The 13,029-nt window shown below is 60.5% G+C and carries 16 protein-coding genes; 8 read left to right on the top strand and 8 right to left on the bottom strand.

The features are described 5' to 3' along the window. Positions 1-375: hypothetical protein (locus A2J03_RS13540; RefSeq protein ID WP_156520371.1), on the bottom strand; the 375-nt coding region annotated here is incomplete at its 3' end. A gap of 303 nt (positions 376-678) precedes the next feature. Between A2J03_RS13540 and A2J03_RS29960 the strand changes: the two genes are divergently transcribed. Genes A2J03_RS29960 through A2J03_RS13530 form a run of 3 tightly spaced genes read left to right on the top strand, consistent with a single transcriptional unit; the run spans position 679 to position 2,750 of the window. Next, positions 679-984: a type VII secretion target gene (locus tag A2J03_RS29960; RefSeq protein ID WP_231912526.1), complete on the top strand. Its 306-nt coding sequence runs from the start codon at positions 679-681 to the stop codon at positions 982-984. After that, positions 981-2,258 carry a hypothetical protein gene (locus A2J03_RS13535; RefSeq protein WP_068374687.1) on the top strand — a complete coding sequence of 426 codons (1,278 nt, stop codon included), beginning with the start codon at positions 981-983 and terminating at the stop codon, positions 2,256-2,258. Before A2J03_RS29960 ends, A2J03_RS13535 begins: the two co-directional genes overlap by 4 nt. 6 nt (positions 2,259-2,264) lie before the next feature. Beyond that, positions 2,265-2,750, top strand: coding sequence for a hypothetical protein (locus A2J03_RS13530; protein WP_082897816.1), 486 nt, complete (start codon positions 2,265-2,267; stop codon positions 2,748-2,750). Positions 2,751-3,211: 461 nt separating this feature from the next. Here A2J03_RS13530 and A2J03_RS13525 read toward each other — a convergent pair whose 3' ends face one another. Continuing rightward, positions 3,212-4,150 (bottom strand): ADP-ribosylglycohydrolase family protein, encoded by a 939-nt coding sequence (locus A2J03_RS13525; protein WP_068374684.1) that lies wholly within the window; start codon positions 4,148-4,150, stop codon positions 3,212-3,214. Between the two features lie 116 nt (positions 4,151-4,266). Here A2J03_RS13525 and A2J03_RS13520 point away from each other — a divergent pair, with 116 nt between their 5' ends. From A2J03_RS13520 to A2J03_RS13510, 3 genes are all read left to right on the top strand, one after another. After that, positions 4,267-4,698 (top strand): HIT family protein, encoded by a 432-nt coding sequence (locus A2J03_RS13520; protein WP_068374682.1) that lies wholly within the window; start codon positions 4,267-4,269, stop codon positions 4,696-4,698. Between the two features lie 452 nt (positions 4,699-5,150). Continuing rightward, on the top strand, positions 5,151-6,317 hold the full coding sequence (locus A2J03_RS13515) for a serine hydrolase domain-containing protein (RefSeq protein WP_068374680.1): 1,167 nt from the start codon (positions 5,151-5,153) through the stop codon (positions 6,315-6,317). A 193-nt stretch (positions 6,318-6,510) separates the two neighbouring features. After that, positions 6,511-6,858, top strand: a complete 348-nt coding sequence (locus A2J03_RS13510) for a hypothetical protein (protein ID WP_068374677.1) — start codon at positions 6,511-6,513, stop codon at positions 6,856-6,858. A gap of 73 nt (positions 6,859-6,931) precedes the next feature. On the opposite strand, the gene A2J03_RS31080 is transcribed toward A2J03_RS13510, so the two are convergent. After that, on the bottom strand, positions 6,932-7,093 hold the full coding sequence (locus tag A2J03_RS31080; RefSeq protein ID WP_197480750.1) for a hypothetical protein: 162 nt from the start codon (positions 7,091-7,093) through the stop codon (positions 6,932-6,934). A 75-nt stretch (positions 7,094-7,168) separates the two neighbouring features. On the opposite strand from A2J03_RS31080, the gene A2J03_RS29955 reads away from it, so the two are divergent. Beyond that, positions 7,169-7,339, top strand: a complete 171-nt coding sequence (locus tag A2J03_RS29955; RefSeq protein WP_331712374.1) for a hypothetical protein — start codon at positions 7,169-7,171, stop codon at positions 7,337-7,339. 83 nt (positions 7,340-7,422) lie between these two features. Beyond that, positions 7,423-8,646 carry a VWA domain-containing protein gene (locus A2J03_RS13505; RefSeq protein WP_082897815.1) on the top strand — a complete coding sequence of 408 codons (1,224 nt, stop codon included), beginning with the start codon at positions 7,423-7,425 and terminating at the stop codon, positions 8,644-8,646. 33 nt (positions 8,647-8,679) lie between these two features. Here A2J03_RS13505 and A2J03_RS13500 read toward each other — a convergent pair whose 3' ends face one another. The 5 genes from A2J03_RS13500 to A2J03_RS31075 all read right to left on the bottom strand — a co-directional run. Then, a complete protein-coding gene (locus A2J03_RS13500; protein ID WP_231912525.1) occupies positions 8,680-9,585 on the bottom strand; it encodes an HNH endonuclease in 906 nt (301 codons plus the stop codon). Between the two features lie 34 nt (positions 9,586-9,619). Then, positions 9,620-9,778, bottom strand: coding sequence for a hypothetical protein (locus A2J03_RS29950; RefSeq protein ID WP_442971352.1), 159 nt, complete (start codon positions 9,776-9,778; stop codon positions 9,620-9,622). Between the two features lie 27 nt (positions 9,779-9,805). Then, a complete protein-coding gene (locus A2J03_RS13495; protein WP_156520370.1) occupies positions 9,806-10,270 on the bottom strand; it encodes a hypothetical protein in 465 nt (154 codons plus the stop codon). A gap of 43 nt (positions 10,271-10,313) precedes the next feature. Next, positions 10,314-11,117, bottom strand: coding sequence for a hypothetical protein (locus A2J03_RS30535; protein ID WP_156520369.1), 804 nt, complete (start codon positions 11,115-11,117; stop codon positions 10,314-10,316). 23 nt (positions 11,118-11,140) lie between these two features. Beyond that, positions 11,141-13,029, bottom strand: a 1,889-nt coding sequence (locus A2J03_RS31075) for a TPR repeat region-containing protein (protein ID WP_442971351.1), incomplete at its 5' end; no start/stop codon positions are given.

Below are 13,029 nucleotides of genomic sequence, written 5' to 3'. Positions count from 1 at the left end.
GAAGATTTCGGCGAAGGGTCGGCGTTCACGGTCGTCGAGTGACCAGGTGGTCCATTCCTGGAGCCAGTCGTGGGCCTCGGCGGGTGCTTGTTTGGCGACGGTGGGTGGGGTGGTGCTCTCGTCTATGTGCTTCTCGAGCTCTGCAGGAAGGCCAGGAGGCTGCTCGATGCTGGTGCGCGGGATGCGAACCGCCACGTCGCCGGGGGCGACGTCGGTGTTGACGTCGAGGGGTCGGGAGTCGTCGAACAGCCACTCGACGCGGGCATCGGTGCCGTACTGGCGTATCGGCTTCGACTGGGCGCCGACCGTTTCGCGCAAGAACTCGAGCAGGCGCCGTACGCGTCCCCTGAGCTCACTGTCATCTGTAGCCGACATCGAATCCTCACATTTCGAACTAACTCGATCAGGGCTCAACCTATAGGGAGTGGGTGACAGGGTTCGTGAGCGCGCAGTCTCGTCGAGACCACGGGTCAACTTGCCGGCGGAGTACGAATGTGGCCCCATCTGCGCCGTTCGTGAATCGACCCGGTCAAATCCTGGGAACAGGCGGGCAGAGGGCTCGCAGAATTCATTCGTTCGAATGACCATGGCAGCCGCCATCAGCCGAGGCCACCAAGCCCCTTGGGGTACTGTCCGACAAACGGCCGGATATGACGCGGCCATGGGGCTGGGGGGCTCATGTCTAGAGAACTACGCGTAGATCCTGACGCTGTTCGGACACTGGCTGATCACTTCAGTGCTGTCACAACTGAAATTGCAACCATGAGCGCCGTCGGCCACCTCACGCCGGCGACAGATGCTCTACCAGGATCGCACTGCGGCCCAGCCCTAGCTACCGCAGCCGAGGCTCTCGATGCAGCTCTGACGGTAGTGGTCACGGAATTGCACGAGCTATCGGCCGCGATCAGTGCGAGCGCCGTCGACTACCGAACGTCTGAAATGACATCCTCGGTCTTGCTTGCCGCTTCGGAGCGTCCGATATGACCCCAACCCGACCTCAGCTGAACGAGTGGCAGTTGTGGACCTCCAGAGACTCGGGCACGCAGTTGGACAAGGCAATGGACCGGTTGGGCGAACTGCTCAGCGGGCTCCTGCGCGACATCGGCGGCATGGATCTCAACGGCTCTTTGACTGGCGATGCCCAAAGGGCTGCCTTTGATCGGGCTGTCCGAGTTTGCGACAACGCGAACCGCATGCGCGATATCGGCGGACGACTGGCCGCAGCTGCTCGCGCCGCTGCGAATGAACTTGAATTTCCTCGTGACCGAGTGCTCCAACTTGCATGCGGTGCAGGCTCCGATGGGTTCTCCGTGTCCGATGACTGGCAAGTGGCGTTGTCCGAAGACTCGTCTTCCTTTGGCGATCCCGAGTCTTCGGTCAGCGCAGCTGATCTGTATCGGTGGCAAGAACAGATCACCCAGGCCTACAACGAGTTCACGGATATCGACCGCCGCATTGCGCAGCGGGTAGCAGAGATGGCTTCAGAATTGCCGAAACCGGCCGACACAAGCTCTCCAGGCGTACCAAGTCCGAAGCCTGCACCACCGTCCGACGGCGGCCAGGGACCGCACGGTTCTCAACCGACGTACAGCCGAGGAGACGACCTTCTGTTCAGCGAGCTAGTGAAGAAAGCCGCTGATGCCGCCGAACTCAGTGGTTGGACGCATGCCGCCAAGAACCTGCGGCATTACCTCGACAACTCGGGTGTTGAATCAAGGGTCGATCCTGACGAGATCCAGCGTGACGTGCCAAAGGTTCAGCAGACAACCAACGAACTAGTCAGCGCAGAAGTCAACCGCATTTCCACCCACGCAGCCTCAGATGGCACCTACGGGGTTCCAGTTCCATTTCAGTCCGACTGGACAGGTGTGTACATCGGACCAGAAGACAGCAAGGACTGGTTCTACGCCATGGGAGGCATCGAGCAGTCGGTGACCGGAATCGCCACTGTGTATCCGCCCAGTACACCGGGCGCAGAGCCAACAGTGACTGTCGACTACCAAACCCATGTCTTCGATCGCTACAACTGGGACGGCACGAAGACGACTACGTTCGACATACCTGGCACCGATGGAGTGACCATCAGCGACGAACGAATGGGTAGCCTGCACACCGCAGGCTTGGCGCAGGAATTCGATATCTCCGGGTCTGGAAGCACATTCCATTACGACGGACCGGTTGTCCCCAACAACAGCACTCTGGATCTACCGTCTGCACCGGACAGTCGGAATGGCCAACGATCAGATCCGGAACGATAGAACACGATGAAACATGCGAACATCCGCGCACGTCGACTGCTGGTTGCGTTGTTACTCATCGCCGCCACTACGGGGTGCACAACGCGAAGTGACGCCACGGATCGCACCGTCAGTGTCCGTGAATCAGCGTCGCTGGCGGACGTCATCTCGGAAGCAACGTCTTTCGGCGGAATCACGCTCGCTCCGGACGACGTCGTTCTGGATGCCCGGACTGAGGCCTCACTCGACACGCGGTTCGAATTAGCGATCGAAACTGACCCAGACGGTTTCGCAGCGCTTCTGGATCATTCGGAGTTCGACGCACCGCTGATTGCTGCTTCGGCACCGTTCGACGAGGTAATTGCCGGACCGGACCTCGCGTCGTCGCCCTCGGTGCTCAAAGCGCAGGACCGCTTCCTCAATTCCGAGAACGAACGCGTGATTCGCAATATTGTGGTCGACGAGCGCGACGACCAGACCCGTTACGTGCATATCGAGTTATTCACCACCTGAGAACATGGGTGTTACATCACGCGGAAGGCCAATTCGCGTATCAAACCCTGTACCCGGCGGTCACCCCGCGACGAAAACGTCCTTCTGGTGCCAGGTCAACTACGAAACATGTCGGCGCACAGAACTTTCCGCTAGGATCAGTCGCTCGTGGTCACCGGGACTCCCCTTGTCGATCCGTTCGGTTCCCCAACCAGACCCCACAGTCCCATATCGCACCGACAACCGCCGAGACTCAGATCAAACGTGGGCGACCGCGCGTCGTTTGCAGCAGGTGGATCTACTATGCGGTACCGCCTGATCGCCTTGCCGTGCCCTCAACGAACTCGAACCGCTCTGATCGTGCGGTGCTGGAACGACCCGGTGAGAGCCTCGGCGACCTGCTCCCATTGCGCGGCAATAGAATAGCGCTCGGTGAGCACGAAGACCATCTTGATCGGCCGCAGGGGTCCCTGGACCCATTCCTACTGAACGGCTTTCAGAGCCAACGATTCGAGGTCGCGCGGCCCGAGCCCTGGCCACCCGTGAAGTACGTCGAGCCACTCTTCGGGGACTGCAGTTGCACCCCACCTCGCCCCCAATAGTCCGCCAGCGATCGCAGCGGTCGTATCGGTGTCGTTGCCAGCACGCACACACTGCACCAGAGCCTCACGCAGATGATCAGGACTGGAGTCGTCAGTCGACGAGATTGCCCACCACGCCGTTTGCAATGCGTGCACTACCCACCCGTTCTTGGCGAAATCCGAGGGACTGCCCGTCTCCGCAGCGTCGAGAATCCCGGTCCAATAGTCACGTTGTTCACCGTCGACGCCGCTGAGGTACATCCGCACCCCGTCGAACGACCCGAACAGCACAGCATGACGAATCGCGTAGGACCACAGCTGGCACGCTTGGCCTGCACGAAGATCCGAATGTGTCAGGTCACTGACAGCAAGCGCGGCAGCGACACACGCCTGCTCATCGTCCAGGTGGGCAAGTGCGACAGGGGATGTTCGCATCAGTGAACCGTTCCCTCCCGTCAACCCCACGACCCGTTTGGCCGCAGCGACCATTTCATCCGCCGAAGTTGGATTGGCGGACAGAACCGTCCTGGTTTGATTCCCGATGTCTTTCGGTTCCGAAGCGAACCAGCGCATGAAGCCAGCAGCCACCGAGTCCAGGCCAGACTCAGAGCGTAAATCTTCTCGAGCCGCCGCGGCTTCCGCCACCGCGATCGACATCGAGGTGTCGTCGGTCCACTCCCCTGGCTCGAACCCGAAAGGGCCTCCGCCGATCATTCCAATCACAGCGTCGGGTGCAGGAATAGAGAATTCATAGCCCGCACCCAGCGCATCGCCTGCGGCTGAAGCGATGAGTGTCCCCACCGCTCGGTCAAGCTGTTCAGCAGTGCGCTCGCGTGTCATGCGCAGAGGCTATACGACACGACCGACTCGAATCCTCTGCTGCACCTGCGTACGACCCGATCCCCGTCGCAGGGTAAGCGGCCATGAGTCGCAGCCAAGAACTAGACTCCCTGACCATGAGCGATCCTTGCCTTTTCTGCGGCATCGTTGGCGGCGACGTCCCGAGCGTGAAAGTGGCCGAGGACGATACGACCTACGCCTTCATGGACATCAACCCCGCCTCGGACGGTCACATACTGGTCATTCCCAAGCGGCACAGTAAAGACCTGTTCGAGATCCCGGCCGACGATCTGACCGCAGTCACCCTGGCAGCGCAGCGGATCGCCAAGGCAGCGGTGTCGGAGTTCGGCGCAGACGGAGTGAACCTGCTCAACTGCTGTGGCGCCGACGCATGGCAGACAGTGTTCCACTTCCACCTACACGTGATTCCGCGATATGTCGACAAGACCAAGGACCGTTTGGTGCTGCCCTGGCAACCGGGAACCCCAGGCGACGCGGAGGCGATCGCCACTCTGGGCAATCGGCTGTTCACCGCCCTGGACGGTTAACATTTCGCTGTCCCGGATTGACACTGACGTGGCAATACAACTGCTGCAGAGAACCTCTCGTCGAACACCCGCTCGTGATGCCAGCTCACACACCCGCAGAGTTCATAGTCAGCCGCCTCAGCGAAATCCCGTCCGACCTTCGGAAAGGCCGAGAACACGCTGACTGGGGGATGTTCCTGCACCCGTCGCAAATCCGTCGTCGGCGTGACACCACCAGCATGGGGCATGGAGCCCAACTACTGGCCAAACCACGGGTTGACAGTACAGAGAAGCAGTTCAATGAAGCACAAGCGCGAAACAGCGGTTTACCTGCTGGAACGCCTCGCTGCACAGGTCACCTGCCCTACAATGTTACGCACCGGCGAGCACGACGAGGGCGGCGCGTGTGTTCAGCCAGTGGGTTCGACTGGATCGATGGCACCAGCAATCGCCCCTGATCGACGGAGACCAGCATGAACTTCGCATCTCGGCTTCTCTCGGCGACCGCTGCGGTCGCCGCTCTGTCCCTGGTTGCATCCGGTTGCTCGCAAACGGAGGAACCTGCGTCTGCGCCGTCGACCTCGCAAACCATCGAGGCGCCCGAAACGGAGGCGTTTCAGAGCGTGCTCGACGATTCCCGAGCGGCGGCGGGCTTCCCCGGCGTCATCGCAATGGTGGCGACGCCAGCCGGAACATGGACGGGGACTTCTGGAACCGTCGGCACGGGCCGATCGGAGACTCCGACATCATCCGACCTGACCCGCATCGGTTCGCTGACCAAGACCATGACAGCGACGGTGCTGCTTCAGTTGGTCGAGGAAGGCAAGCTCTCGCTCGACGAAACAATCGGCACGTACATACCCGGCGTTCCGAACGGTGACAAAGCCACGCTGCTACAGCTCGCCGACATGACGAGCGGCATTCCCAGCTACACCGCTTCGGACACGGTCGTCGACAAGTACTTCGCTGACCCCGAATACGCCTGGTCGCCGCAGGAACTCGTCGATGCCGTCAAGCCGCTGCCCGCGGACTTCGCTCCTGGCGAGGGGTGGGCATACTCGAACACCAACTACGTCCTGTTGGGCATGGTCATCGAGCAAGTTCTCGACCAGCCCATCGACACAGTGTTCGAGGAGCGCCTGTTCGAACCGCTCGGCATGTCCGACACATCCTTTCCGGGCGGGTCAACCGAGATCGGAGATCCTCACCTGGATGGGTCCACCGATCAAAACCAGCCGCCCGGGCAGAGTGTCGATTCGACGAACTGGAACCCGTCGTTCGCATTCACCGCTGGTGCCGTCATCTCAACCCTGGACGACCTGACGAAGTGGGCTCACGCACTGTTCACCGGCGAAGGCATACTCGATGCAGCTACTCAGCAGCTTCGTCGAGACTCCATCATCCACGACATTCCCCCGATGACCGCGACGGTCGGGTACGGCATCGGGATCGGGGATCGCAACGGATGGTGGGGCCACGACGGTGACATCCCCGGATACAACAGCAACCTGTCCCACAACTACGATCTCGATACGACGGTCATCGTTCTGACCAATAGCGACAACACTTTCAAGGTCGACGGCAAGGACCAGTTCCCCGCTCCAGCAGTTGCGGAGGGCCTGCAAACAGCCGCGAGTTGAGTCGGTGGTCTACTGAGCTTCGGGCTCTACTGCTCTCGTCACACCAAATCCAGGGGATTCGACCACGTCGAGTATCGCCGAGATACCGACCGCTTGCCGGAATCAGTTCGCGCACGAGGCACGCGGTAACAAGGTCCGAGTCCCTGTCGATCTCATACGTACTGGGCCGGGGCCCTCGACGATCGGAGCACGAATGCTGAAGAAGATTCTCGCCGCCTCTGCCGTGGCGGTAGGTGCGACGGCGTTGGCCGCCACACCTGCGTCCGCCGAGGGAATTTACGATTCTCCATTCACCTCGAACTCGACCGAGTACTACGTAAGCGCGTTCGATCCGGCAGCCTATGGATCACGAGGTGACGCCCCAATCATCATCAGCCCGTTCGGAACCAATCAGCCGATCTACTGCTGGAGCTTTCACGGTCAGGGCTACTGCTGGCAGACAGATCCCAGCGGAACCGATCACAACTTGGAGTCGGTCGTGATTCCAACCGGTTCGTCAGCGGATAGCTTCCGGTCGATCTCGATCTACAACCCGTTCTAGTCGGCGCATGAACCTGCGACAGTTCGGGTCAACCCTTTAGTTGTCCCACGCGTACCGCGATGCGGTTCAGTGCCTAGTCCGACAACTCGAAGGACAGATCACCCACCCCAGCAGTCAGGAACATCTCCATCGAGTCCAGGTCGACGTTCCGATACATGATTTCCTGGGCGATCGCGTCGACACTCGATGTGAAGTGCTCGAGACCGCCGGGACTCAGAGCGGGTGTCGTCCGCAATCGAGTGCATGGAGCCAGACCGGTCGAGCAGAGCTGGATCGTGCTCCGGATGGCCGGGGCGTCGGCGTGTCCTTGATGGCGACCTTTCTGTGTGCAGCCAAGGCCTCGGTGGACGGCGGCCACGCGCAGTTGATCGACCAATACGGTGTACCCACCTTGATCCACGAAGGGTGGCTAGTGCAGCGATGGAGCGCCCGAGTCCGCGAAGCACGTGGCGGCAGCCGTACCGCGTTGACCATGTTCTGATGAACGCCTCCGGTGATCTGAACTCGTCGAAACAGTCGGGTCCCGCTGATCGATGTGTTCCGAGGCGCATCGACGATGGTTGAATGCTGACCGTGACCGACGCACTCACCCTGGCCCGGGGAGCGAACGCTCCCCTCGATACAACAGCGTTCGACGTCTCCATAGCCGGCGCCGACGGCGTCGACCTGCTCGCCTTCCAGGTGACCGACGCGCGGACAGTGCGCACCGACGCCGACTTCGTATTCTTCAACCAACCCGCCTCCCCCGAAGGCGCCATCACGCTGACTTCGTCGTCGACGCTGTCGGTGGATCTGACGCGAGTGCCCGACGGCATCGAGACCATCGTCGTCGCCGTCGCGTCGGAGTCCCGGACGCTGTCCGAATTTCCGAACCTGGCCGCATCGATCCCCGCCGCCGGCATCGAAGGACCGGCAACTGGTTTGACGACGGAGACCGCAGCCGTCCTCATCGAAATCTATCGCCGTGCCGGCCAGTGGAAGGTACGCAACGTCAGCGCCGGCTGGGATCGTGGATTCGCCGATCTGGTACGCGAACACGGAGTGACCGTCGACGACGAACCCGCCGTGCGATCAGTCGCAGGCGAGGAAAAGCTGTCGATGGTCAAACGCGAAAAGCTCGATATGCGCAAGACGCAGGTGCACAAGGTTCTGCTGACCAAAAATGCCGTCGGACTCCGCGCCCGCGTCGTACTCGTCATCGACAAGACCGGCTCGATGAAGAAGCAGTACGCGACTGGCGTCGTGCATCGCGTCGTAGAGCGAATGGTTGCTGTCGCAACTCAGATCGACGACGACGGACAACTGGAGCCCTACCTTTACGCGCGGCTATTCGTCGCCTTGCCGGACATCACCGTTGTCGACAGCGAGCAGTGGTCCACGACCTACCTCCACCTGACCGGCACCCACGACGGCGTCGACTACACGCCGATCGGCAACTCGAACGACGAACTGCCGATCATGAATCACATTCTGTCGAACGTCGATTCGCGTCAGCCGACGTTGGTCTTCTTCTTCACCGATGGGGGCTTCAAGAATCGTGGTCCGATCGCCACCTTCATGCGCATGGCCGCGAAGGCGCCGATCTTCTGGCAGTTCGTCGGCATAGGACAAGCGAACTACGGGGTTCTGGAGAGGCTCGACACGATGGACGGGCGCGTGGTCGACAACGCCGGATTCTTCGCGCTCGACGACATCGACGCGATCTCCGATGCCGACCTCTACGAGCGAATTCTCTCCGAGTTCCCGGACTGGGTCCGGGCTGCACGGGAAGCCTGCATCATCGACTGACTCCCCCGCCGGACACAACCGGAAGTATGACCGCTACGCTGACCGAAATCGCTCGTAGCTGATGCTCAACAGATCCCGATCCGGCCGCTGAGCCCTGACCGACGGCAGCACCATCAGCTTCTGATCGTGACGTTCTTTGAGGCCGTACTGCAGCATCGGGCCATCGATTTCGTCGAGCAGATCAGCCCGGATCTTGACAATGTAGTCTGGGGACACCCCCAAAATGTGGGCGTCGTAGGCAGCGTGATGGATTTTGCACATCGCCAAACCATTACGCACCGTGGGGATTCCAGCTTCATCGGAGTCCGGAACGATGTGTGCGGCATCGAGCAACTGGCCGTGCGCGAGAGAACAGACAGCGCACCGCGTATCGTATGCGCGCATCACGGTCGCCCGGAACACCGGCTGATGCAGTCGACGCTTGCTCTCAGCCATCACGTAGCGTCGAAGTTGACTCTCTGCAGGAGAAGTGGCGTCGACGAGTCCCCTGATCGCACCGGGAATGATGACGAACTGATGCCGCTCCGGTTCCTCCGCAAGCAGGTACACCGGAAAGATCGGTTGATACATGGCTACACCGACGCCGAAGAACCAGATCAGCGGTAGCTCCAACTCCATCGCAGACCGCAACGCGCGGTTCTCTGGATGATCGAGATCTTCCCCTCGCCACTTGTAGCGCAGGAGGCCGTCGTCGCCCATCTCATCCTCGTACGGACGCTTGGCGCCATCTGGGCGATATACCGTCCGAATGGACAACGCCGCCGCCAGCTCCTTGGGTTTCCGGATACCGCGCTGAGGATCCATCAGGCGAAACGGCTCACCGTCGAAACGGAAATCGAGCAGATCATTCGAGCTGATCGACTCCAAACCGTCGTTGGTTCGGATCTTCAGCCAGTCCATCGCGGCGTCGCGCAGCCGAGTATCGAGATCACAGACCACGCGGCACCGCACCACTCATGGTGGGTATTGTGCCCTATGCGCTCGGAGCGCCCACAGCCTCGTTGCCCTGCGCTGCGAAGTTCGAATGGTAGAGAACCATCAGCGCCTTGTGTAGTTGCTCCGCCGAAAGGGAGCCCGCCTCGTTCGACAGGTTGATCGTGCCGGTGTCGTCGGAGAGGATCTCGACGTTCACATCCAGCGCGGCGTCGACCTTCTCTAGCTACTCCAACCAGGATTTGCGATGGAAATAGTCGTCCCGAGCATCGACCACCGGGTGGTCGACAGGGTGCGGCGTTGGTGTCCGCTGAACGGGGAACATCGAATCAGGTTGTGAGAGTTTCCGCGACCGTAATTCGGACGCTACAGGGACGTGCGTCTCAGGCGCCGAGACGCTGTCGATGGTTGCATCGGCAATGCGAGCAACGATCGGGTCGTCGCGCAGTTCGGCCATGATCGCGGTCGATCGAATCTGCACTTCCTGCGCAGTATCGCGATAAACGCGCGTGATCAGGTCGGCCAGCGCCTCGGGCCCGCGCGCCCAAGCATCGTGGGCAATTCCCAGTTCGGTGAGTCGACCGTTCGAGTCGGTCCGAACGGTGACACCGTCGAGGTGGGTGTGGCCGTGGACCTCGGCCACGGCCCGTTGCAGTCGACGAACTTTCGCACCGAGTTCTTCGCGGGTCAAGGTCAATGCCTCCTACCGAATGCAATTCTTGTTCTGGCGCTCATCAATTTGTACTGTCAGGCCATCCGGGGTAGGCCGGCTCGACTGGGGGTGGATTATCCCGGGCATATGCCTCACGGGAGGCTATGGGCTCTGTGTCCGGATAAAGCGATCTCGCCCACGCATCGCATCGACCACTTTCAGCCGTAGCGGGTTCGACGTCAGCAAATCCGTCGATCTGCCATCCGACAAACCTGTTGTCGGTAGGAGCCTGCCAAGTGAACTTTTCGGGCCCGGGGATGGACGGCCGCGGCGGGGGTGCGGCTGCTGTTGTTGTCTGGTCGTCGTTGCGGATGAAGCGTATTCGCAGCTCTCCTCCCGCTACATCGGCCAGGAGCGAAGGAGAGTACCTGCCGTTCTCGAGGACGTCGAGTCCAATCGACAGCACACATGTCAACGCCTCGAAGCCGTTACTAATTGGAATTACTTGTTGGATACGACTATGGACCGATCCTGCAAAGGGGCCATCTCCGGTCGCGGATCTGAAGGGTGAATATATCGAGTCTCCGCCCAGGTAATTACCGCTGACCGCGAAGCCTGGATATGTGTAGTCCAAGCCAACCGCAATTCCTATAATTATCGATTCTTGGGCGGCGCGGATCAAAGTACCCTCGACAGAGAAGAGGTCGACTTCTGGTTCTGCGGACCACACCACTGTTGCATCACGGAGTTGATCAGGAACCTCGTATATGTCGGAGCCTGATGAGGGCGACGTCGACGTCGACGTCGCCCTCGAAGCATCATCGTGCTCTACGACTGATTCACACGCAGGGACGGTCACCACCATCAACACAAGTACTGCTGCCACTCTCGAGTGTGGGAATCTCATCCTCATCCGTACATCTCCACTCGCCACGTGTTTCTCGAGTCACGAGCTGATTCATCGCTTGCCAGCCAGTCCAGAATTGCTTCGCTGTTTGGGTTGTTCCCATCAGGTCGAATCGCCGCGGCCAACACATCCCGCTGCTCATCCCCGGTAGCCTTGCGCGCATACTCGTCCAGGTTCGAGACTCCGGCATGCGCAACTATCTGAGAGATTGCGTCAGCGGCCCTAGCGCGTTGGAGCATGTCGTCCTCGTTCACATACTTATTTCTTGCTTCAGAGTATGGAAGCAACGCAGTGCCGTCGTCGTTCCTGTACACCGCTGGAACATCGTTGATGTCGACCTCTCCAGTGTTTACAAGTGCATCGAGAACATTGTGCGTTCTGAAACCTGCACTCCCCCAATCACTGGACACATACTCACTATTCCCGCTGTCGAAACCGAAGGCCGAGTCATCAAGCGTGATCTCACGGCTCAGAGGCGTTTCGAGATCATCCACACTGAGAACGTAGGGCTTCAAGAACTCGGAACCAGCAGCGACCGCAATGCCGCTCGGACCCAATCCACCGGCAACGATTTGTCCTGCCGTCCACGCTGCGGTGAACTTCGAGTTCCGCGCGTCGGCCGCTTCCTGCTTGTCGAGTCCATCTTGCACACGTTGGTCCATTTCGGTGCTGAGACCGTGATCGACGAGCCACTGCAGGCGGTAGGCCTGATCGCCGAGCTCGGTGTAACCGGTTGTTGCGAAGAGCCGGTCCATGCGTTGACTTTCAGCGAGAGCAGTGCCGTTGATGATCCGACTGGCCTGCTCTTCGGAGTCCAGAATGGTGAAAACTCGAAGTGGCTCAACAGGACCCCCGATGTAGTCCTTCACGCCACCGAACTCGCCGAATCCATTGGTCTGCGTGACGTCACGCGTCATACCGGTCATGTCACCGACGTAGGGCGCGAGGGCCTCGGCGACCTGACTCGCAGTACCCTCCCCGATTTTCCCCTCACCGGAAAGCAAGGTCGTGTAATTGTTCGTTCCATCTGACGATTCGGTTGAAGCCATGATCTCGGCCAAGCCGCGAGCAGCAGACCCCGCCCGCACCGAGTCCTCGTACTCGGGAGTCCCTTCCGGGAAGGTCGTATGTGCTTCTCGTGCAATCCAATCCGTCAGCGATGCCATCGCCGTCCCGTCGTCGCGCTGCAACAGGGGCATCACTGCGGTGTCTGCGTGGTATCCAGATCCAAGCACGTCCGGCCCGCCTTCGCCGGTGAGAATTGCGTGCGCGCCGTCCGTGTTGCGGGAGCCGAGCTCTATCGCCTTCTCGAGGGTCTCCACGTGGCTCGAGTTGTCGAGCGGCACATCACTGAACGGCAACGCTCCCCCGTGCGCTTCGATCGACGCCGCATGCATGCCCTGTCGAATCAGTTCGGTCGACATCTTGGTCCCGGGCTCGTTGCCCGCCTCCGCCAGCGACATCACGTCGAACAGCTTTGCTTGCCCCTCGACGAAGTCCTTGTGATCGTCCATGATCGGGCCGTCTCCGGGATACGTCAGCACGTTGCTGTCCAGACCGTCGAGACCGAGGCTTGGACGAGTCGAGATGAGGTCGCGCATGTCCTGAGGCAATTGTTCGTAACTGCCTGCTCCGGTGAGGCTGCCATCGGCATCGCGTCCGATACCGACGTTCTCGTTGGATAGAACCATGACACCGTTGGCAAGTGACGCCGCGGCCTGTTGCCCCGCCGGGCCTTGAGACTGCAACTGTTGGCTTACATTGGTGAATCCGTCGACGCCGGCCGAGTTGTAGAACTCCTTCAGGTATTGCTGAGTGCTCGCTGGGATCGTTGCCGTTTCGCCATCGAGGTAAGCCTGAAGCTGCGCAGGCTCCAAACCGGTGGCCAAGA

Source organism: Rhodococcus sp. EPR-157 (assembly GCF_001647195.1).
GTDB lineage: Bacteria > Actinomycetota > Actinomycetes > Mycobacteriales > Mycobacteriaceae > Rhodococcoides.
The sequence above is the reverse complement of the archived record's forward strand: the minus strand, read 5'-3'. Positions and strand labels throughout refer to the sequence as shown.

Excerpts from the sequence above, each read along its gene's own strand:
- A2J03_RS29960 (WP_231912526.1), top strand. The coding sequence starts at position 679 with ATGTCTAGAGAACTACGCGTAGATCCTGACGCTGTTCGGACACTGGCT.
- A2J03_RS13535 (WP_068374687.1), top strand. The coding sequence starts at position 981 with ATGACCCCAACCCGACCTCAGCTGAACGAGTGGCAGTTGTGGACCTCC.
- A2J03_RS13530 (WP_082897816.1), top strand. The coding sequence starts at position 2,265 with ATGAAACATGCGAACATCCGCGCACGTCGACTGCTGGTTGCGTTGTTA.
- A2J03_RS13525 (WP_068374684.1), bottom strand. The coding sequence starts at position 4,150 with ATGACACGCGAGCGCACTGCTGAACAGCTTGACCGAGCGGTGGGGACA.
- A2J03_RS13520 (WP_068374682.1), top strand. The coding sequence starts at position 4,267 with ATGAGCGATCCTTGCCTTTTCTGCGGCATCGTTGGCGGCGACGTCCCG.
- A2J03_RS13515 (WP_068374680.1), top strand. The coding sequence starts at position 5,151 with ATGAACTTCGCATCTCGGCTTCTCTCGGCGACCGCTGCGGTCGCCGCT.
- A2J03_RS13510 (WP_068374677.1), top strand. The coding sequence starts at position 6,511 with ATGCTGAAGAAGATTCTCGCCGCCTCTGCCGTGGCGGTAGGTGCGACG.
- A2J03_RS29955 (WP_331712374.1), top strand. The coding sequence starts at position 7,169 with ATGGCGACCTTTCTGTGTGCAGCCAAGGCCTCGGTGGACGGCGGCCAC.
- A2J03_RS13505 (WP_082897815.1), top strand. The coding sequence starts at position 7,423 with ATGCTGACCGTGACCGACGCACTCACCCTGGCCCGGGGAGCGAACGCT.